Annotated in this window: 20 protein-coding genes; 14 read left to right on the top strand and 6 right to left on the bottom strand. The window is 60.7% G+C overall.

All coding sequences use genetic code 11. The annotated features are described in order from the left end of the window. Window positions 1-3: 3 nt before the first annotated feature. Genes QD336_RS09110 through QD336_RS09100 form a run of 3 tightly spaced genes read right to left on the bottom strand, consistent with a single transcriptional unit; the run spans window position 4 to window position 3,201 of the window. The gene (locus tag QD336_RS09110) at window positions 4-825 is read right to left on the bottom strand and encodes a transglutaminase family protein (protein WP_269340381.1); all 822 of its coding nucleotides are present in this window, start codon (window positions 823-825) and stop codon (window positions 4-6) included. A gap of 21 nt (window positions 826-846) precedes the next feature. Next, the gene (locus tag QD336_RS09105) at window positions 847-1,788 is read right to left on the bottom strand and encodes an alpha-E domain-containing protein (RefSeq protein WP_269340382.1); all 942 of its coding nucleotides are present in this window, start codon (window positions 1,786-1,788) and stop codon (window positions 847-849) included. 3 nt (window positions 1,789-1,791) lie between these two features. Beyond that, the gene (locus QD336_RS09100; protein ID WP_269340384.1) at window positions 1,792-3,201 is read right to left on the bottom strand and encodes a circularly permuted type 2 ATP-grasp protein; all 1,410 of its coding nucleotides are present in this window, start codon (window positions 3,199-3,201) and stop codon (window positions 1,792-1,794) included. 442 nt (window positions 3,202-3,643) lie between these two features. On the opposite strand from QD336_RS09100, the gene QD336_RS09095 reads away from it, so the two are divergent. The 4 genes from QD336_RS09095 to QD336_RS09080 all read left to right on the top strand — a co-directional run bounded on the left by QD336_RS09095 (window position 3,644) and on the right by QD336_RS09080 (window position 6,940). Continuing rightward, complete coding sequence (locus tag QD336_RS09095) at window positions 3,644-4,540, top strand: DMT family transporter (RefSeq protein ID WP_499170325.1); 897 nt, start codon at window positions 3,644-3,646, stop codon at window positions 4,538-4,540. 78 nt (window positions 4,541-4,618) lie between these two features. Continuing rightward, window positions 4,619-5,236, top strand: coding sequence for a L,D-transpeptidase (locus QD336_RS09090; protein ID WP_269340388.1), 618 nt, complete (start codon window positions 4,619-4,621; stop codon window positions 5,234-5,236). Between the two features lie 241 nt (window positions 5,237-5,477). Then, the gene (locus QD336_RS09085) at window positions 5,478-5,867 is read left to right on the top strand and encodes a DoxX family protein (RefSeq protein ID WP_269340389.1); all 390 of its coding nucleotides are present in this window, start codon (window positions 5,478-5,480) and stop codon (window positions 5,865-5,867) included. Between the two features lie 164 nt (window positions 5,868-6,031). Beyond that, window positions 6,032-6,940, top strand: coding sequence for a DMT family transporter (locus tag QD336_RS09080; RefSeq protein WP_499170324.1), 909 nt, complete (start codon window positions 6,032-6,034; stop codon window positions 6,938-6,940). 126 nt (window positions 6,941-7,066) lie between these two features. Here QD336_RS09080 and QD336_RS09075 read toward each other — a convergent pair whose 3' ends face one another. Further along, entirely contained in the window at window positions 7,067-8,536 is a 1,470-nt protein-coding gene (locus QD336_RS09075; protein ID WP_269340392.1) for a DEAD/DEAH box helicase, read from the bottom strand. 506 nt (window positions 8,537-9,042) lie between these two features. Here QD336_RS09075 and QD336_RS09070 point away from each other — a divergent pair. Further along, on the top strand, window positions 9,043-12,711 hold the full coding sequence (locus QD336_RS09070; protein WP_499170322.1) for a PAS domain-containing hybrid sensor histidine kinase/response regulator: 3,669 nt from the start codon (window positions 9,043-9,045) through the stop codon (window positions 12,709-12,711). Between the two features lie 39 nt (window positions 12,712-12,750). On the opposite strand, the gene mnmC2 is transcribed toward QD336_RS09070, so the two are convergent. Beyond that, entirely contained in the window at window positions 12,751-13,506 is a 756-nt protein-coding gene (gene mnmC2 / locus QD336_RS09065; protein ID WP_269340394.1) for a tRNA (5-methylaminomethyl-2-thiouridine)(34)-methyltransferase MnmC2, read from the bottom strand. Between mnmC2 and QD336_RS09060 the strand changes: the two genes are divergently transcribed. From QD336_RS09060 to QD336_RS09020, 9 genes are all read left to right on the top strand, one after another. Continuing rightward, a complete protein-coding gene (locus QD336_RS09060; protein WP_499170321.1) occupies window positions 13,505-14,719 on the top strand; it encodes an NAD(P)/FAD-dependent oxidoreductase in 1,215 nt (404 codons plus the stop codon). The two genes, mnmC2 and QD336_RS09060, sit on opposite strands and share 2 nt — an antisense overlap. Before the next feature lie 96 nt (window positions 14,720-14,815). Next, window positions 14,816-15,523: a DUF1045 domain-containing protein gene (locus tag QD336_RS09055; protein WP_269340398.1), complete on the top strand. Its 708-nt coding sequence runs from the start codon at window positions 14,816-14,818 to the stop codon at window positions 15,521-15,523. A 202-nt stretch (window positions 15,524-15,725) separates the two neighbouring features. Then, window positions 15,726-16,649: an allantoinase PuuE gene (gene puuE / locus QD336_RS09050; RefSeq protein ID WP_269340400.1), complete on the top strand. Its 924-nt coding sequence runs from the start codon at window positions 15,726-15,728 to the stop codon at window positions 16,647-16,649. Continuing rightward, a complete protein-coding gene (gene uraD, locus QD336_RS09045) occupies window positions 16,649-17,146 on the top strand; it encodes a 2-oxo-4-hydroxy-4-carboxy-5-ureidoimidazoline decarboxylase (protein WP_269340401.1) in 498 nt (165 codons plus the stop codon). Before puuE ends, uraD begins: the two co-directional genes overlap by 1 nt. Before the next feature lie 53 nt (window positions 17,147-17,199). Then, on the top strand, window positions 17,200-17,490 hold the full coding sequence (locus QD336_RS09040; protein ID WP_269340403.1) for a nucleotidyltransferase family protein: 291 nt from the start codon (window positions 17,200-17,202) through the stop codon (window positions 17,488-17,490). Continuing rightward, complete coding sequence (locus QD336_RS09035) at window positions 17,487-17,849, top strand: HepT-like ribonuclease domain-containing protein (protein ID WP_269340404.1); 363 nt, start codon at window positions 17,487-17,489, stop codon at window positions 17,847-17,849. Before QD336_RS09040 ends, QD336_RS09035 begins: the two co-directional genes overlap by 4 nt. 3 nt (window positions 17,850-17,852) lie before the next feature. After that, window positions 17,853-18,353, top strand: a complete 501-nt coding sequence (locus QD336_RS09030; RefSeq protein WP_499170319.1) for an ureidoglycolate lyase — start codon at window positions 17,853-17,855, stop codon at window positions 18,351-18,353. Beyond that, window positions 18,350-18,706: a hydroxyisourate hydrolase gene (uraH, locus tag QD336_RS09025; protein WP_499170317.1), complete on the top strand. Its 357-nt coding sequence runs from the start codon at window positions 18,350-18,352 to the stop codon at window positions 18,704-18,706. Before QD336_RS09030 ends, uraH begins: the two co-directional genes overlap by 4 nt. Window positions 18,707-18,711: 5 nt before the next feature. Continuing rightward, window positions 18,712-19,455 (top strand): metallophosphoesterase family protein, encoded by a 744-nt coding sequence (locus tag QD336_RS09020; RefSeq protein ID WP_499170316.1) that lies wholly within the window; start codon window positions 18,712-18,714, stop codon window positions 19,453-19,455. A 1-nt stretch (window position 19,456) separates the two neighbouring features. Here QD336_RS09020 and QD336_RS09015 read toward each other — a convergent pair whose 3' ends face one another. Continuing rightward, window positions 19,457-20,776: a serine hydrolase gene (locus QD336_RS09015; RefSeq protein WP_499170367.1), complete on the bottom strand. Its 1,320-nt coding sequence runs from the start codon at window positions 20,774-20,776 to the stop codon at window positions 19,457-19,459. Window positions 20,777-20,789: the final 13 nt, after the last annotated feature.

Here is a 20,789-nt window from a genome sequence, read left to right as displayed (position 1 = left end):
GGCTCAACTCTGCGACTGGCTCTGGCTTTGTGATTGCTGCACGGTGACCGAGACATTCAGCGTCTCGCCGGCCGGGCCGATGCGCATGCCGGAGATCGGCGCGCAGTCGCGGTAGCAGAGGCCGGATGCGATGCGGACATAACGGTCGTCGGGACAGATATTGTTGGCGGCGTCGAAGCCCACCCAGCCCAGCCCCTGAAGATGCACCTCGGCCCAGGCATGGGTGGCCGCCTGTTCCTCCACCTCTTCCATCATCAGGTAACCGGAGACATAACGCGCCGGCAGGCCCATCAGCCGGGCGGCGGAAATCAGGATATGGGCATGGTCCTGGCAGACGCCCTTGCCGGCTTCCAGCGCCGTTTCCGCCGTGGTCTCGATGTCTGTCGCGCCGGGCACATACTCCACCTTGCGGTGAATATTTTCCATGAGGTCGTGCAGGCGGGCCAGCTCGCTGTCGCCGGCGCTCACCTTCACCAGTTCGCGCACAAGCTTTCCCGGTTTGGTGCGCGGCGTCTCGCGCAGGAAAAGCCAGAGCGGCGCATTGCCGATATGGTGGCCGAACACGCCGGCCTTGTCCTCGGTGCTGACGAAGCCGCTCGCCACCACCTTCACCCGCTGCTGCGGGCCTTCGGTTTCCACCAGTGCGACGCGGTTGCCGAAATGGTCGTCATAGGTCACTTCCACGGTGGCGCCGTCCACCGAGACATCCCAGTTCTCCACCGTCTGGCACGGGCCGGTCTGCGGCGTCAGGCGCAGCCGCTGCAACGCATAGGGCATCGGCTCGTCATAGACATATTCCGTCGTATGGGTGATTTTCAGACGCATAAGCTGTCCCCGTCCACGCGCTTATTGATAGAAGCGGTAGCCTTCCGTGATTTCCTGCCCCAATTGAGCATTGCGGTTGACGAACCTCTCCAGAAATTCGTGCAGGCCCTCGTCCATCACCCGGCCGATGGTGGTCGCGCGCAGGCTGTCGCGAATGCTTTCCGCCGTATCATGCGCCTTGTGCCTTTCACCGTAATCCTCGGCAATGTAATTGAGGTTGCCGGCGATCTTTTCGTAGCAATAGGCGAGCGAACGCGGCATGCGGCCGTTGAGAATGAGGAAGTCGGCAATATTCGACGGCTTGTATTCCGCATCATAGACCCAGCCATAGGAACGATGCGCCGAAACCGAGCGCAGGATGGATTCCCACTGCGCATTGTCGAGCGACGACCCCACATGCGCCACCGCCGGCAGCAGCACGTAATATTTGACATCGAGAATGCGCGCCGTGTTGTCGGCGCGTTCGATGAAGGTGCCGATACGGGAGAAATTGTAGAGATCGTTGCGCAGCATCGAGCCGTGGAAGGCGCCGCGCACCAGACCGGCGCGATGTTTGATGACATCGATGGTCTGCGGCAGCTCGGCGTGGCTGAGCTTGCGGCCGAGGATGTTCTTCAGCTCGATCCAGAATTCGTTGGTGGCTTCCCATGTTTCCCGCGTCAGCGCCGTGCGCACCATGCGGGCATTGTTGCGGCCCGCCTCGATGCAGGACATGACGCTGGATGGGTTTGCCTTGTCCCTTAGGAGATAATCGATCGCATTTGCCGCCGTCACCTTCTCGCGTGTTTCGAGAAAGGCCTCATGCACGCCTGCACTCTGCAACACGCCGTCCCAGTCCTCGTCGCCGCTGCCGCTGCGCGTCAGTGAAACGCGCAGGCCCGCATCGATGAGCCGGGCGATGTTTTCAGCGCGCTCGATATACCGGAACATCCAGTAGAGCCCGTTTGCCGTTCTGCCCAGCATGGCTTAGTCCTCCAGTACCCAGGTATCCTTGGTGCCGCCGCCCTGGCTGGAATTGACCACCAGTGAACCCTGTTTGAGGGCAACGCGGGTCAGTCCGCCGGGAATGATCTGCACCTTGTCCGAGACCAGGACATAGGGGCGCAGATCGACATGGCGCGGCGCGATGCCGTTCTTGACCATGATCGGCACGGTGGAGAGAGATAGCGTCGGCTGCGCAATGTAGTTGGAGGGGCGTGCTTTCAGCTTTTCGGCAAAAAGCGCCCGTTCCTTCTTCGTTGCGGTGGGGCCGACCAGCATGCCGTAACCGCCCGAACCGTGGACTTCCTTGACGACGAGGTCGGCGAGATTGTCGAGCACGTATTTCAGGCTGCCCGGCTCGGAACAGCGCCAGGTCGGCACGTTTTCCAGCAGCGGCTTGCGGCCGGTGTAGAATTCCACGATCTCGGGCATGTAGGAATAGATTGCCTTGTCGTCGGAAATGCCGGTGCCGGGCGCATTGGCGATGGTGATGTTGCCGGCGCGGTAGACATCCATGATGCCGGGAACGCCGAGCGCCGAATCCGGCCGGAAGGTCAGCGGATCGAGGAAATCATCATCGACGCGGCGGTAAAGCACGTCAATCGCCTCATAACCGCGCGTGGTACGCATCTTGACCTTGCCGTCCATGACGCGCAGGTCGGAACCTTCAACCAGTTCCACGCCCATCATGTCGGCAAGGAACGAATGCTCGTAATAGGCGGAATTATAGATGCCAGGGGTCAAAACCGCGACGCGTGGTTTGCCGGAACAACCGGGCGGGGCGAGCGAGGCGAGCGACTGGCGCAGCAGATAAGGATAATCCTCCACCCGCCGCACGCGGTTTTCGTGGAAGAGTTCCGGGAACATCTGCATCATCGTCTCGCGGTTTTCCAGCATGTAGCTGACACCGGAGGGCGTGCGGGCATTGTCTTCCAGAACATAGAACTGGTCTTCGCCGGTGCGGACGATATCCGTGCCGACGATGTGGGTATAAACGCCGCCGGGTGGGGTAAAGCCGATCATTTCCGGCAGGAAGGCTTCGTTCCTCTCGATGATCTCGCGGGGGATGCGCCCGGCGCGGATGATTTCCTGCTTGTGGTAGATATCGTCGAGGAAGGCATTGAGGGCGAGGACGCGCTGTTCGATGCCCTGGGCCAGTTTGCGCCACTCACGGCCGGAGATGATGCGCGGGATAATATCGAAAGGGATCAGTTTTTCTGAACTGTCGGCGTGACCATAGACTGCGAAAGTAATACCGGTTTTTCGAAAGATGTTTTCCGCGTCTTTTGATTTCTGGATCAGGTGCGCCCTGTCCTGTCGGCTGTACCACTCGTTATAGTTTTCATATGGGCTTCGCGGCGTGTTGTCCGCATTTATCATTTCGTCAAATGCCAACTTCGATGTCCCCTTTTTTGCCATTTGAATACAACGCCAAATGCAATGCAAGAACTATGCGGAGCTGCTCATGAAGATTTTTCAGGGGTCTATAGTTTTAAAAAACAAGCGTTTTTCTAGTTTCAGCCTATAAATGCGGCATTGGCGAATGGGTTGCGCGCCATCGCGGGGTGGAAGAGTGCGGCAGACCTGTGTGTAGTGTGGGCGAATGCACAAATTTTATTCGTTCGCTTTCGGCTGATGAATTATGGGGGTCGCATCAGAAAATCTGAAAGATGCGATCACGAAAACGCCTTTGACCTTTGGCGGCGATGGCGATACCGGCTTGCTGACCGGTTCCGGTCATTCGCCGGTTCGTGCCCGGCAGCCAATATCAATTCGCCGCATGCCCATGTCCCGGCCACTTCCGGCGACACCGTCATGCGGCACAGGGGATGTTCCCATGTCGCTCGACCGTCTGGCTCCGGCCATCTTCGTCTTTCTCTGGTCGACCGGCTGGGTCACCGCCAAATATGCCGTCTATTATACCGGGCCGCTGACCTTCCTCTGCCTGCGGTATCTGCTGGCTGGCCTGCTGTTGTGGGCGATCTGCCGGTTTTCCGGCATTTCGTGGCCGAAGCAGCGTGCCGATGTCCTGCGGGCGATCCTGTCCGGCGTGTTTTTGCATGGCATTTATCTCGGCATGATCTGGTGGGCGATCGGGCAGGGCGTGCCGGCCGCGATTGGCGGCATTATCGCCGGCCTGCAGCCGCTGATGACGGCAGTGGCCGCCCGTTTCATGATTGGGGAGAGAATTTCGCCGCTGCAGCGCGCAGGTCTCCTGCTCGGTTTTGCGGGCATCGCCATTGCCGTGCTGCCGAAGGTCATGGCCACAGGCGCGCTTGGCATGTCAGTGCCGCTTTATGCCGTGGCGGTGAATGTGCTGGGCATGGTTTCGGTGACCTATGGCACGCTCTACCAGAAGAAATATGTCCATGGCGGAAACATCATGGCCGTGGCGACGCTGCAATATGTAGGCGCGTTGCTGGTCACCGTTCCCTTCGCGCTTTTGCTGGAGGACGGGCATGTGGACTGGAGCCTCGGGCTTGCCGCCACACTTGGCTGGTCCGTGGGCGCGATTTCCATCGGTGCGGTGGCGCTGCTTCTTTATCTCATTCGCCGCGGGCAGGTCTCACGCGCCGCCTCGCTGATCTATCTCGTGCCGCCGCTGGCCGCCGTGGAAGCCGCGCTGCTGTTCGGCGAAACGCTGACGCCCGCCATGATTGCCGGCACGGTTCTGGCGGTGACGGGGGTTTATCTCGCCAATCGCAAACCGGCCGCTCCGGTTGTTGTGCGTTAATTACTACAACCTCATATTAGGGGTTTGTTAACCATAAAATTATACCTCTCGTTAATCCAAAGATTTGGCGGGGGTTATATGTCTATTTCACGTCGTGGTGTTCTCATCGGATTGCCGCTGCTTCTGGCCGGCTGTGCCAATACCGGTATTGGCCAGCAGAGGCTCAATTATGCGGCAAAGCCGGAGGAGAAGTTCCCGCTTCCCGCCATGCATCTCGACAAGGTCAAGCCGGAGCTGCGCCGGCAGGAAGTCACCTATGACAGCAGCCACCCCGCCGGAACGGTGGTGGTGGATACGCCGGCGCGGCGGCTCTATTACGTTATGGGCGATGGACGCGCCATGCGTTACGGCGTCGGTGTCGGACGGCAGGGTCTTGCTCTGAAGGGTGACGCCTATATCGGCCGCAAGGCGGAATGGCCGTCCTGGACGCCGACCGCAAACATGATGCGCCGCGATCCGCGCAACCTGAAATTCGCAGCCGGCATGCCGGGCGGCCCGAACAACCCGCTCGGCGCGCGTGCGCTTTATCTCTATCGCGGTGGCAATGACACCATGTTCCGCCTGCATGGCACCAACCAGCCGCAATCCATCGGCCATGCCATGTCGAGCGGCTGCATCCGCATGCTGAACCACGACATCATCGATCTTTATAGCCGCGTGCCGGTGGGTTCAAAGGTCGTCGTCTTGCAGGCGTGAGGGAGAGGCGGATTTTTCCGCCTTTGCCCGCCAAGAAAATGCCTGTATCCTTGGGTTGATTTTTTCGGCATGAGCCCAGTTTTGTGGTGGAAAATCAACCATGTGTAGAATGGCTCCCTTTATGTATTTAAGGGAGTTCTGCTATATCGGAAACGTGATTTCCGGTGTTCGAGACGTGTATCCATAAACGCATAATTGCGCTGTATCGAGCGTCGCACCACTTCAACGGGGACACATGAACATGGCAACTTTCGACTCTCTCTCCCGCTATCGCCCGCAGGCACTCGGGGCGCTGCGCATCATGACGGCGCTGCTTTTCATTTCGCATGGAACGCAGAAGCTGTTCGGTTTCCCGACATCGCAGATGGACGGCTCCCTGCCGACGATGCTCTTGGTGGCGGCGATTCTGGAACTCGTCGGCGGCATTCTCGTGCTGATCGGGCTGTTCACGCGTCCCGTCGCCTTCATCCTGTCCGGCCAGATGGCGGTCGCCTATTTCATGGCGCATGCGCCGAGCAATTTCTTCCCGGCCCTGAACGGTGGTGATGCCGCCATCTTGTTCTGCTTCATCTTCCTCTATCTGTTCGTTGCCGGTCCGGGCGCTTTCTCGGTGGATGAGCGCCGGGCCTGATCTGCCCGCTCATCGTCATCGATCTCTTTTGTCGAAGCTCCGCATGGTCATACCGTGCGGGGCTTTTTTTGAAAAAGGATTGAAACTTCGGCCGCTGCCGAAGCATAGATGCTTGTTTTCGGGTTAAGAACGGGTCATCCTCGACACAGTTGGAAAATCGATCCGTGACCCCTCAGAACACCATCGCCCGCGAATTGCTGCTTCTCGCCTTGTTGTCCACGCTGTGGGCCGCGTCTTACACCTTTATCAAGATCGGGGTGGAGACCATCCCGCCCATCACCTTCATCGCATCGAGAACTCTGATCGCCGGCCTGCTGCTCTTCGTGGTGATCCGGCTGCGCGGACTGCGCCTGCCTACGGATTTTGCGACCTGGCGGCTGTTTTTCATTCAGGCCTGCATCAACAGCGTCCTGCCCTTCACGCTGATTGCCTGGGCCGAACAGAGCATCGATGCCGGTCTCGCCGTCATTCTCAATGCCACGACGCCGATCTTCACCTTTCTTCTGACCGCACTCCTCATCCGGCATGAGCCGGTCAGCGGGCGCAAGCTGTTCGGTACCATTGCCGGCATGACGGGCGTGTGCCTCATCATCGGCATGGAAGCGCTGAGCGGTGCGGGGGAAGCGATCTGGAGCCAGCTCGCGGTGCTGACGGCGGCGTTTTCTTACGCCTGCGCGGCGATTTTCGGCAAGAACTTCAAGGGGCTGGATCCGATCATGCCGGCTGCGGGATCGCTGATCTGCGGCGCTGTGCTGCTGTTGCCCGTCAGCCTGATCGCCGACCGGCCCTGGACCTTGTCGCCTTCGGCGGCGTCATTAACGGCACTCCTGTGCCTCAGCGTCTTTTCCACCGCGCTTGCCTTCATGATCTATTTCCGGCTCATGCAGACGCTGGGCTCGGTCGGCACCACGTCGCAGGCCTATCTCAGGGTGCCGGTCGGTGTCGCCATCGGCATGGTGTTTCTGGGGGAAATGCCGACGCCCGCCATGTGGGTCGGCCTCGTCTGCGTGATTGCCGGCGTGCTGGCCATGACCTTGCCGTCGAGACGCCGGCTGGTTGCGCAGGGCGGCTGAAGAGCAAAGAAAAACCCCGCTGGCCGTATGGCTGCGGGGCTTGATTGGCGAGTGGGTGCCACTTGTTTCTTCTCCCCGGCGGGGAGAAGAAACGGGCCGCGATGCCCTCAATCCACTCAGAGCAACTTAGCGGTTACGGCCGCGATGGCCGTTGCCGGAAGCACGCTTTTCCTGGCCGTTGCCGCCAGCAGGTGCGTGGCGGTTGGCGCCGCTGCCGCCGGGCTTGCGGGCGGGGCGGCGGTGCTTGCGCGGGCCGGCCGGGCGGCCTGCTTCGCCTTCCGCCTGCTTCACGCGCTTGAAGTCGGAGGTGACTTCCAGATCGTTATCCGCTTCGCGCGGTGCATGGTGGCGGGACGGACGGGATTCGCCATTGTGACGACCGCCTTCACGCGGGCCGCGCTGCTGGCCGCCATTATTGTTGCGACCGCGATTGTTGTTGCCGCGCGAGGGGCTCGCCAGACCGGCCGGACGTTCGCCGGAGGCGACCGGGATTTCGATCTTCATCAGCTTTTCGATGTCGTGCAGCAGGCGGGTTTCATCCGGTGCGCAAAACGCGATGGCGATGCCGTCACGGCCGGCGCGGGCGGTACGGCCGATGCGGTGAACATAGGCATCCGGCACTTCCGGCAGGTCGTAGTTGAAGACGTGCGTTACGGCCGGAATGTCGATGCCGCGGGCTGCGACGTCGGTTGCGACCAGAACCTTGATCTCACCATCCTTGAAGCCCTTCAGAGCACGCTCGCGCTGGCCCTGGCTCTTGTTGCCGTGGATGGAGGCGACCTTGAAGCCGATATGTTCGAGATGCTTGTAGAGCTTCTCGGCGCCGTGCTTGGTGCGCAGGAAAACGATGGCGCGGCCATCCGGGTTCTCGTTCAGCGACTTCTTGAGGAGATCGGTCTTGTCGTTCTTGCCGGCGACGAAATGGACATATTGCTCCACCTTGTCGGCTGCCTTGCCGGGCGGGGTCACTTCCACCTTGAGAGGATCGGTCAGGTAGCTGTGGGCCAGATCGGCAATCGCCTTCGGCATGGTGGCCGAAAAGAGCAGCGTCTGGCGCTTGGCCGGCACCATCTTCGAAATCTTGCGCAGATCGTGGATGAAGCCGAGATCGAGCATCTGATCCGCTTCATCAAGCACCAGATAGGTGACCTTGGAGAGCGAGATGGCGTTGCGGGCGATGAGGTCCAGCAGGCGGCCGGGGGTGGCCACGAGGATATCCGTGCCCTTTTCCAGCTGCAGCTGCTGCTTGTTGATCGACGCGCCGCCGACAACCTGATTGATGCGCAGCGGCGTCTTCTTCACGAAGGAGCGCAGGTTTTCGCCGATCTGGTTCACCAGCTCGCGCGTGGGGGCGAGGATGAGGGTGCGGCAGGTGCGGTTTGCCGGACGGTCCGCCTGCTTCATCAGCATTTCGATGATCGGCAGGCCGAAAGCGGCGGTCTTGCCCGTGCCGGTCTGTGCGAGGCCGATCAGGTCGCGGCCTTCCAGCAGCAGCGGAATGGCCTTTGCCTGAATGGGAGTGGGGGTGGTGTAGCCAAGCTGGGTAACGCTGGCCACAATCTTTTCGGAGAGGCCGAGTTCGCTAAAACTGGTCAATATACATTGCCTTTCGGGGCGCCAAAACAAACTCACCCGGAGCAGGGCTGCTGTCCGGTGGTTTCGGCGTCAAGAACCCCGCGTGAATTGGGAACTTGTGGGTTGGAATAACTTTCTGCGCATCAGTGCGGCAAATGCCGTCTTCTGTATTCTTTGCGCTTTTCCTTCATGCGGGCCAGATTCCTTTTTTAAGGACGTTTTCCGGTCATACGCTGCAGCTCACGCGGCTGCCAAAGGTGAAAGCTTGACGGGGATGTGGGCGTTTTGTGCGTTAAAGTCAAGCGATAGTTTTGTAACGCCGCCGCCAGCCGGCGCATGGCAGCCATGCGTACCAGTGACCGGTGACTGCCGGAGCGGTGCGCGCGCAAGCGAAGAATTGTGGTTAAAAAAGGGTAACGAGACCGTTGGATACATAGCAAAAATAGATTTTCTCACATAACGTTTTTGCGACGGCGTCCGAAAATATTTGATTCGACTGAGGTGGGCTGCAGGGTGTGGAGTATCGATTGACCGAAGGCTGCGGGTTGCTGGAAAAGGCGTGCAGGGCCGTGGCCGCCCTGGACCTGCCCGCGTGCATCAAGGACAGCGAGCTGCATTATATCGTGGTCAATGCCGCTTATGGCCGGGCCATGGGGCGTGCGCCTGCCGCCTTTGAAGGCCACACCAGCCTTTCCCTTTCCGGCGATATTCGCGATGCCGAGCGTGAGGACAGGGAGCGCCGCGCGCTGGTCTTCGCCACCGATGAGATGATTGCCTGCCATGTCACGGGTTCCCAGGTGCCGCACACGCTCCGTTGCGAGCGTTTTACCGGCGATGACGGCAATCTTTTCCTGTTCGAAGTGTTTGAAGAGATGCCATCCGCCGTTCTGGAGCGGGCGCCTCCCGCCGGCGATACGGCGGACCTGCTGTTCAACAGCGGCGTGATCGATTTCATCGACGCCGGCATCGTTATTTACGACCGGGAAAACCGGCTGGTCTACTGCAATGCCCGTTTTGCGGAATTTTACAGCGCTTTCGGCGTCGAGCTGAAGCCCGGCATCCGGCTCGAGGCGCTGATGGAGGCGCTCTATTTTTCGAGCGGTTACCGTGACGCGCAAGAAGACGATCCGGCCTTCGAAGGCTGGATGCAGGAACAGTTACGGGATTTTTCCCTGCCCTATCTGGAAAGGGTGGAGCAATTCGCCGATGGCCGCTGGGTGCGAATGGTCAACAAGCGGCTGGAAAACGGCATGCTCGTGGGGCTGCGTATCGATGTGACCGAGTTCAAGGCGCATGAGACGCTTTTGAGCTCGCAGATCCGCGAAACCTGGTCGCTGCGCGCCGCACTGGAACAATTGCCGGTGGCGGTGTTCCTGCGTGATCAGGACCGGCGCCTGACCTTTGCCAATGCGGCCTACGAGAAATTTCTGGATGGCAACCTTGCCGATCTTATCGGCAAGACCGAATGCGAGATGTTTCCGGAGGAGGGGCCGCAGTTCCAGCGGGAAAACGAGCATATTCTGCAAACCGGGGAGTCTATTGAAAGGACGGCAAACGTTCAGCTTTCGGATGGCAGTACCGTTCCCATCATCACCCGGCTCGGCCGGGTCGCAACGCCCGACGATGAATATTATCTGGTGGGTTCGGTGACTGATGTCAGTCTGCTGCAGGACCGGGAAAAGGCGCTGATCGCCGCGCAGGCCGAAGCCGAGGCGTTGCACCGGCAGCTCCAGGCGGTTCTCCGCGCCTTGCCGGTGGGCGTGCTTCTGCTCAACGCCGATCTCGTCATCGAATATGTCAATCCGTTCTTCTACCAGGTCTGGGGTGAGATCGGTGGCGAGAAGTCGCTTGTCGGCAAGAGCTATCGCGAATTCATGGAGATGAATTTCGACAGCGGCCTTTACGATTATGGCGGCAGGTCCTTCGAGGAGGTCTATGACGAGCGGGTGCAGCGGCTGGCCGAAGATGCGGTCCTCGCCCCCCGCGAGGTGCGCAGCAAAAGCGGCAAGGTCACCGTCATTTCGAAAACCCGCCTCGAAGGCGGGAAGATCCTCAGCACCTATGCCGATGTGACCGACGTGCGCATGCGCGACGATGAGATCAGCAAGGCGAAGGCGGAACTGGAGCGCGTCGGCGAATATATGCAGGGCGCCACGCGCGCCATGGCGCAGGGGCTGGTGCTGGTCGAAGAGGGCACGATCATCATGTCCAACGAGGCGATGGCACGGATGTTCGAGGTGCCGCCGCATCTGCTGGAACAGGGCCGCAACTGGGCCGGCTTCTTTGCCCATTGCGCCGGGCGTGGCGATTTTGGCTCGGCCGCGGAGGCCGGTGAGACGCTGCGGGTCTGGAGAGAGAATATCGCGGCCAACAGGCCGTTTTCCTGGCTTGTCCATGCTGCCGGAAAAACCTGGCTCAACCTGGAAGCCACCAACAGTTCCGGCAATTACTGGCTCATCATCGTCACGGATGTGACCGAGATGAAGATGCGCGAGGAGGAGTTGCAGCGGCTGCTTTCCCGTGCGGAAGCGGCGGATCGGGCCAAATCGGAATTTCTGGCCAATATGAGCCATGAAATCCGCACGCCGATGAATGGCGTGCTCGGCATGGCGGAGCTTCTGGCCAAGTCCAAGCTCGACACGCGCCAGAAGACCTTTACCGACATCATCGTCAAATCCGGCAATGCGCTTTTGACGATCATCAACGACATTCTCGATTTCTCCAAGATCGAGGCCGGGCAGATGAAGCTGCGCAGCGTGCCTTTTGATCCCGCGGAAGCGGTGGAGGATGTGGTCTCGCTCCTTTCCTCGGCGGCGCTGGAAAAGGACATCGAGCTGATCGTCCGCATCGATGCCTCGGTCTCCGGCAAGGTCATCGGCGATGCCGGCCGTTTCCGCCAGGTTGTCACGAATATCGTCGGAAATGCCGTCAAGTTCACGGAAACGGGGCATGTGCTGGTCGAGCTTTCGGCGCAGTCGGCGGAAGCCTCGGAGACGCTTCTGTCGCTGCGTGTGGAAGACAGCGGCATCGGCATCCCGGTCGACAAGCTGGAAACGATTTTCGACAAGTTCAGCCAGGTCGATGGCTCGGCGACACGGCGCCATGAGGGAACGGGGCTGGGGCTGGCGATCACGGTCGGCCTCGTAGGCCTGTTCGACGGCAAGATCAATGTCGTCAGCGAAGTCGGCAAGGGCTCCGCCTTCGAGGTCAATATTCCGTTTCAGGTGACGGAACGACGGCGGGACGCGCCGCCGCTTTCCGTGCCGATCGAAGATATCCGGGTGCTCGTCATCGACGATAACGACGTCAACCGCCGTATCCTGACGGAACAGCTGCGAAGCTGGGGCATAGACGGCCATGCGGTGGAGGATGGGCGCTCCGGCATCGCCGTGCTGCAGGAAGCAGTGTCCCTCGGTTTTGCCATCGACGCCATCATCCTCGATTATCATATGCCGGTCATGAACGGGCTGGACGTGGTGGAGCGGATTCGGGCGGATGCGCGCTTTGACGATATCGCCATTGTTTTCCTGACCTCGATGGATGTCGTCGGCGACGAGACGCTGTTCACCGATCTCAACGTGCAGGCGCATCTGATGAAGCCGGCGCGGGCGCGGCTGCTGCGTTCCACGCTGTTCGACGTGGTGCGTGATGTGCGGCTGAAGCGAACGCGGCCGCATTCGTTTGCGGGGGAAGCCAACGGTCGAGGAAACCGGCCTGATAGCCGAACCGCCGAAAGGAAACAACGGGCCGAAGTTCCGGCCACGGCTCCCGACCGCAGCCGGCCGTGCCTTCTCGATGTGCTGGTGGCCGAGGATAACGACGTCAACCAGATTGTCTTCACCCAGATCCTGCAGCAGGCGGGTTTGCGCTTTTTGATCGTCGGCAATGGCAAGAAGGCCGTTCAGGCGTGGGAGGAGTATAATCCCGCCCTCATCCTGATGGATGTCTCCATGCCGGTGATGAACGGCCATCAGGCGACGCTCGCCATTCGCGCCGCCGAACAGGCCGCGGCCGATGGCCGGCATGTGCCGATCGTCGGCGTCACCGCCCATACGCAGGAGGCGGACCGCGAACTCTGCCTGCAGGCGGGCATGGATGATTATCTGTCGAAGCCCATCAGCCCCGAAATTCTCGAGGACAAGATCGCGCAATGGCTGGGGGGCGACATGCCGCGCCGGGACGCGCCGGGCGTGTGACGCTGTATGCGGGTCGCGTCGGCGGCTTGTGAAAATGCTTCAGGCGGAGGGCCTGGTGCCGCAGAGCATCTCTCTTTTTCCGGCAAACCCCTTACGTCGTTCGAGGTCAAAACCGGCGGCGATGAGGTTGCGGCGGACGAAACCGGCGGCGGCATAGGTGGCGAATGTGCCCTGCGGTGCCGTTTTCGCGAAAAGCGCCTGCATGATCTCCAGTGACCACATGTCCGGGTTACGCGCCGGTGCGAAGCCGTCGAGAAACCAGGCGTCGAAGCTTTCCCCGCTATTGGAAATACCGGTGAGCGCCTCACCGCAGACCACGGTCAGGCGCGTCGCATCATCCAGTTCGATCTCCACCCGGCCTTGCGGTTCGGCCGGCCAGCGGGCGACGAGCGCCTTGCGTTCGGCGTCCACTTCCGGCCAGCGGGAAAGTGCGCGGTCGATCTCGTCCGCCTTCATCGGGTAGAGTTCGAAGGAGATGAAATGCAGCGTGGAGCGGCCGTTGCGGACCTCTTTCCATTGCCGCCAGGTCTCGCAGAGATTGAGGCCGGTGCCGAAGCCCAGCTCGCCGATGCGGAAGACACCTTCCCGTTCCAGCCAGCGTTGCGGTAGCCCGTTTCCGGACAGGAAGACATGGCCGCATTCCAGCCTGCCATCCGTCTGGCAATAAAAATGATCGTCAAAGGCCAGTGAATAGGGCATATCCCCGTCACGCCAGTCGAGCGACGTCTGGTGTTCCCCGGTCGCTGGACCGGGCTCTGCGCCGGTCTCTCTGATAGTGTCGTTGGAATTTTTCATGGCTAAAGCCGATAATCCTGCTTTCGAACAGGGTCAATCACCAAGAACATCTTTGCCGCCTTCCGTGCCGCTCCTCATCGTCGGTGGCGGCATCATGGGCCTGTGGGCTGCGGTGAAGGCGGAACGGCTCGGCATCGATACGCTCCTGGTGGAGGCTGACCGTCTGGGTGGCGGCGCGAGCGGCGGGCTTCTGGGCGCCTTGATGCCGCATATGCCGGATCGCTGGTCGGACAAGAAGCAGTTCCAGTTCGATGCTCTCATCGCGCTTGAGGAGGAGATTGAGCGGCTGGAGGCGGAAACCGGGCTTTCCGCCGGTTATCGCCGATGCGGCCGGATCATTCCACTGCCCAGGCCACATCTGCGCACCATCGCCGAGCGGCATGAGCGGGATGCGGAGGAAAACTGGCGATCGGGCGAGCGCCGGTTCCATTGGCATGTCGGCGACAGGCCGTCGGTTGCAGGCTGGGTGGAGGATGCGGCGGGCGAGGCGGGTTTCGTTTTCGATACGCTGGCGGCGCGGGTGTCACCACGCGCCATGATCGCGCTGCTCTCGGCCTTTCTCCACAAGGCGCGGCATGTGCAGGTGGCGGAAGGTTGCCGCGTCGTTTCCCTTGATGCGGATGCCGGGCGGGCGGTGTTGTCTTCGGGAGACAAGATAAGCTTCGGCCATGTCGTGGTCGCCAACGGCCACACTTCCTTTCCCCTGATCCGTGATGCTCTCGGGCTGGAAGCGGGTGTCGTGCTCGGGCAGGCGGTGAAGGGGCAGGCGGCGCTTCTTGATGCCGCTGTTGACCCGGCCATGCCGGTCGTCTTTCTCAACGGTCTTTATATCGTGCCGCATGAGGATGGCACCGTTGCGATTGGCAGTACCAGCGAAGATTGTTTTTCCGATCCTTTCAATACCGACGAGAAACTCGAAAAACTGCTCGCCGATGCCTGTGCCATCGTGCCATCGCTTGGCAACGCGCCGGTGCTCGAACGCTGGGCCGGCCTGCGCCCGAAGGCGGTGGGCAGGGACCCGATGGTGGGGGCGATCACCGGCCATCCGAAGCTCGTTGCGCTGTCGGGCGGTTTCAAGGTTAGCTTCGGTCTTGCCCATTTTCTTGCCGATGCGGCGCTGCAGGCCGTGTGCGGGAAGGAGCCCGCGGTGCCCTCCAGCTTTCGCGTTCAAGAACACGTGAGTATTGCCGTCGCGGACTTTAGAAAGTTCTGATTAGGCCGCTTACGTCGTTAATCTGTCACGCAAATCACTTATTTGCTGGCCTGCAAAGAGGCCGGTTTGTCCGCATTTGCGGCGAGGTGACAGCGCATGCGATACGCCATTCATTTCACGCCTTCCCCCAATGACCCCCTGACGCAGGCTGCCGCCGCGTGGTTGGGGCGCGATGCCTATTCCGGTCATGCGGTGGAGCCGCCGGGCATGATCGATCTCGGCATGCAGGAGATCTCCTACCATACGGCCCTGCCGCGCCGTTACGGTTTCCATGGCACCATCAAGGCCCCCTTCCGCCTTGCCGAGGGCCACTCCGAGGCGGCGTTGCTGCGCGACCTGATGTATTTTTCAGGCAGGCAGGATCCGTTCACGCTGCCGCAACTGGTGGTGGCAAGGCATGACAATGTCTTCAGCCTCGTTCCCGAGCGTCCCTGTGAAGTACTGCATTTCTTTGCGGCCCGCGTGGTGCAGGAATTCGACCGTTACCGTGCGCCGCTCTCCGAGGCGGAAATCGAGCGTGCGGATCCGGACCGGCTTTCGGCCTCGCAGCTCACCAATCTGCATCGCTGGGGCAGCCCGCACGTGATGGATGAGTTCCGTTTCCAGATGTCGCTGACGGGCGGTGTGGAACCCTCCAGCAGCCAGCGGATCGAGCGGGCCGTGCGCAAGGTTTTCGAGCCCTTGCTCACCCGGTCGCTGCAATTTTCCAGCCTGGCGCTTTTTATCGAGGATGAGCCCGGTGCGCCTTTCCGCGTGCATTCGCTGCATCCCATGGGCCGCGTTTCCGCCCGAAAGATTGCCTGAAGAGCACACCATCGCAATCGTATACAAAAAAGCATCGGAATGTCGGCAAGATTGATCTCGACATTCCGGATGCGGATGCTACCGTTCGGATATCGCATATCTGAAGCGCGTGTCGGCCGTTCCGGGTTGTCGCGCTTCGGAGGTCTGTTTTATGCCTCCCGAAACTGGCTTCTGCCTCGGGAGAGATGGTCTGGGTGGCTGAATGATTTCCGAAAATTACTCCCGCAATCTGGTGGGCTATGGCCGCAACGTTCCCGATCCGAAATGGCCGGGCGGCGCGCGCATCGCCGTGCAATTCGTCATCAACTACGAGGAGGGCGGCGAAAGCTGCATCCTCGACAATGACAAGGCGTCGGAATCGCTGCTGTCGGAAATCGTCGGTGCCCAGCCCTGGCCCGGCCAGCGCAACCTGAACATGGAATCGATCTACGAATATGGCTCGCGCGCCGGTTTCTGGCGGCTGTGGCGCATGTTTACGGGTCTTGGAGTCACCACCACTGTTTATGGCGTGACCGCCGCCATGGCCCGTAACCCCGAGGCTGTCGCCGCCATGAAGGAAGCGGGCTGGGAAATCGCCAGCCACGGTTATCGCTGGCTGGAGTACAAGGATTTCTCCGAAGAGGAAGAGCGAAAGCACATCATCGAGGCGGTGCGCCTGCATGCCGAGCTGACGGGCGAACGTCCCTACGGCATGTATCAGGGCAAGCCATCCGACAATACGCTGCGCCTCGTCATGGAGGAGGGCGGTTTCCTTTATTCCTCGGATTCCTATGCCGACGATCTGCCCTATTGGGTGAAGGGCGTGGGTGATGAGCCGTTCTTGATCATTCCCTATACGCTTGAAACTAACGACATGCGTTTCGCCACGCCGCAGGGTTTCAATTCCGGCGATCAGTTCTTCACCTATCTGAAGGATGCATTCGACGTGCTTTACCAGGAGGGTGTCGAGGGCGCGCCGAAGATGATGAGCGTCGGCCTGCATTGCCGCCTTGTCGGCCGGCCGGGCCGGGCCGCGGCGCTGCGCCGTTTCATCGAATATGTGCTTGGTCACGAGAAGGTGTGGATCCCGCAGCGTATCGAAATCGCCCGCCATTGGCATGAACATCACAAGCCGGAGACGCTTTGATGGTGACGCGCGAGGAATTTGTTACCCGTTTCGGTGGTGTGTTTGAACATTCGCCTTTCATTGCCGAACGAGCTTACGATGCTGGCGGAGCAGGCCTGGAACTGACGGCGAAGGCGGTTCACGCGGCTCTTTGCGCGCAGTTCCGTGCGGCTTCCGAGGCGGAAAGGCTTGGCGTCCTGCGGGCGCATCCTGATCTCGCCGGCAAGCTGGCGATTGCGGGCGAACTGACCGCCGACAGCCGCAACGAACAGGCCGGCGCCGGGCTCGATCGGCTTTCGCCTGAGGAACATGCACGGTTCACCCAGCTGAACAGCGCCTATACCGAGAAATTCGGTTTTCCCTTCATCATCGCGGTCAAGGGCCTGAACAGGCACGATATTCTCTCCGCTTTCGAGACCCGCATCGGCAATGACGCGGCAGAAGAATTCGCAACCGCAACGGCGCAGGTGGAAAAGATCGCCTGGCTGCGCCTTTCCTCGATGCTGCCGGAAGGCTGAATTGGCGTGTAGGGGCCGTTCTGCTAGAATCGCGCCGTCTGGAGACAAAGATCATGCGACCGTCCGAGGTGCTGGAAAAGAACAGGGAAGCGATCCGCGAAGCGACGAAGCGCTTCAACGTGGCAAACCCGCGCGTGTTCGGCTCCGTGGCGCGCGGCGAGGACCGGCCGGACAGCGATCTTGATATTCTGGTGGATGCGCTGCCGGGCACGACATTGTTCGACCTTGGCGGTTTGGTGGAGGAACTTAAGGGGTTGCTCGGGATCGAGGTCGATATCGTTACCGCAGGCGGTTTGCATTCGGATATCCGCGCCCGTGTTTTAAAGGAAGCGAAGGCAGTATGAGTGTGGAACGGCTCCTGCTCTACCTGAAGGAAATGGATGTTGCCGCCACGCGAATCGCTGATTTCATTCGCGGTATGGATGAAGCAACTTTCGCCACCGATATACGTACCCAGATGGCGGTGATGATGGGCCTCGCCCTGATTGGCGAAGCGGTTGCCAAACTCGACAAACATGACCCAGCTTTCTCGCAGCAGCATCCGGAAATCCCGTGGCTGAAAATGAAGGGTATGCGTAATCTGATCGTGCACGACTATTTTCGTGCGGAACTCTCGGTCGTGTGGAAAACCATCACAGAGAGCATTCCCGATTTGCAGATGCGTCTTGCCCTTCTTCGAAACCGGCATGCCCAAGGTGAATGACATTTGACTGATTTTCTCGAGATACGGCCTCTCACCAAAGAGGCATTCGCATCCTTCGGTGATGTGATTGAAACAACCCCCTCTTCCATGCGGCATATCAACGGCGGCCAGACCGAGCGGCATCATGCGCTTGCCACGCCGGAGGCGGCGGGCGAGGGCGCGCGCATCATTCTCAACATCTTTCGGGGGCAGCCACGCGTCTTCCCGCACAAGATCGACATGATGGAGCGGCATCCGCTCGGCAGCCAGAGTTTTTCGCCGCTCTCCGGCCGGCCTTTTCTCGTCGTCGTCGCGGAAGATGAGGGCGGCAGGCCCGCCCGGCCGCAGGTGTTTCTGGCGCGGGGTGATCAGGGCGTGAATTACCGCCGCAATGTCTGGCATTATCCGCTGATGCCGTTGCAGGCGGTTTCGGATTTTCTGGTTGCCGACCGCGATGGGCCGGGTAACAATCTCGAAGAGTATTTTTTCAATGAGTCCTTCATGATCGCGGAGCCCAGCCTATGACCGGTTTGACAACCCATGTCCTCGACACCGCCCATGGCACGCCCGCCGAGGGACTGACGATCGAGCTTTACCGGCTCTCCGGCGATCGGCGCGAGAAGCTGAAAACGGTGAAGACCAATAGCGATGGCCGGGTCGATGGCGGGCCGCTGCTTGTCGGAGACAGTTTCAAGGCCGGAGACTATGAGCTGGTTTTCCATGCCGGCGATTATCTGCGCGGCAGGGGCGTTCAATTGGCGGAACCGGCCTTTCTTGACATCATCCCCATCCGCTTCGGCATTGCCGATGAAGGCGGTCACTATCATGTGCCGCTCCTGCTTTCGCCTTATAGCTATTCCACCTATCGAGGAAGCTGACCGTTATGATCTTTGCCGCCATCGCCGATATTCACGGAAACTGCGCAGCACTGGAAGCCGTGCTGGAGGATATTGCGAAGCAAGGCATCACGGACATCGTCAATCTCGGTGATTGTTTCAGCGGTCCGCTGGAGGCGGGTTTTACCGGCGACGTGCTGGTCGGCAACTGGATACCGAGCATTCGCGGTAATCATGACCGGGAACTGATCGAGCGCGCGCCGGAGGATATGGGCAGCTGGGAACGGCCGGCGCATGCGCAGCTCACCGCCGCGCATCTGGACTGGCTGCAGACGCTGCCCTTCAGCATGGTGTTCAAGGATGTCGCCTATTGCTGCCATGGTTCGCCGCGCGGCGATCTTGACTACTGGCTGGAAACGCTATCGCCGGAAGGCGTGCTGAAACTGCGGCCTCTCGCCGAAATCGAGGAGAGGGCGGAAGGTATCACCCAGCCGCTGATGCTGTGTGGCCATACCCATATTCCCCGCGCGGTGCAGCTTTCCGATGGCCGGCTGATCGTCAATCCCGGCAGTGTCGGTTGCCCCGGCTGGAAGGATGACACGCCTTTCGACCATCATGTCGAGGCCGGGCATCCGCTCGCCACCTATGCTGTGCTGGAGGAGACCGGGCGTGGCTGGCAGGTCTATTTCCGGAATATCCGCTACGACAATCTGGCCATGTCGGAAATGGCGCGGGTCAACGGCATTCCCTATCTCGCCGATGCGCTGACGAACGGGTGGCTCAAGCGCTGAATCACCCCTCGCTGGTCATCACCACGCAGGCATAGGATTGCGCCTTCAGCTCCTTGCAGGCCGAAACCGCCGAAGACTGGTCTTCGAAGCCGGTGAAACGGGCGCGGTAAAGCGTTGCCGATCCGCTTTGCACGGCCTCGGTATAGGGGGCGATCCCGGCATAGTTTCCGATGTTGGAGCGGGCGTTGGCAAGCAGCGAGCGGGCGGCGGCTTCGCTGTCGGTCGCGGCAATCTGCACTTCCCAACGGCTTCTCTGGCCGGTCGCAGCAGCGGCGGGAGCAGGTTTCGGAATGGCGGAGACCTGCATCATGTCGGCCATCTGGTTGTTGGCGGAGGCAATCTGCATGGCAACCGGGTCGGCGCGGCGTTCGGCGAACATCGGCAATGGTACGGACGTAGTAGGGGGCACGGACGTAGGGGGCGCGGATGTGGGGCGCGCGGAAGCGGGCGGCACGGCGGCGGCCACATCGAAGGTGCGGCTGACATTGGCGCTGGCGACGAGCTGTTCGGTATTGCGGCTCCTCGATGCCTGCGGCACGGCCTTGTCGAGCAGGGCCGCCATCTGGGCATCGCGGCTGCGGGCGGTCTTGCCACCCAGCACGACGCCGACGACGCGGCGGCCATTATGGTTGATAGCGCTGACGACGTTGAAGCCGGAGGCATTGGTGTAGCCGGTCTTGATGCCGTCCATGCCCTGATAACGATACATCAGATTGTTATGGCCGCGGATGCGTTTTCCCCGGAAACTGAAGGATTTCATGGCGAAGAGGCCGTATTCCTTGGGAAAGTCCCGCTGCAGCGCCAGGCCGAGCTTGGCCATGTCGCGCGCCGTTGTCACCTGCGATTTGCTGGGCAGGCCGGAAGCGTTGCGGAACACCGTCTTCGACATGCCGAGCTGGCGGGCCTTCCGCGTCATCATTTCGGCAAAGCGCGCCTCGGAGCCGCCGAGATGATCGCCCATGCCTTCGGCCATGTCATTGGCGGATTTGACGATCATGCCATAGACGGCCTCGCGCACGGTGAAGGTCTGGCCCTGCCGTACGTAAAGCTTCGAGGGAATGGTGGAGGCGCCATTCTTCGACATCTTTATCTTCTGGTCCCAGCGAAGCCGGCCGGCATGCAGCGCCTCGAAGGTCATGTAAAGCGTCATCATCTTGGTGAGTGATGCGGGGTGGTTCAGTACGTCGGCATTACGGGCGGCCAGAACCTTGCCCGTATTGGCATCCATGATGAAATGGGCGTAACCGGCCTGCGCTGGCGACGCATGCAGCGAAAGGATCGCGCAAAGGAAGGCGAGTGCGAAGACCCATGCGCCCGCCATTCCCCGTTTGAGC

Source organism: Rhizobium sp. BR 250 (assembly GCF_047445855.1).
GTDB lineage: Bacteria > Pseudomonadota > Alphaproteobacteria > Rhizobiales > Rhizobiaceae > Agrobacterium > Agrobacterium tumefaciens_I.
The sequence above is the reverse complement of the archived record's forward strand: the minus strand, read 5'-3'. Positions and strand labels throughout refer to the sequence as shown.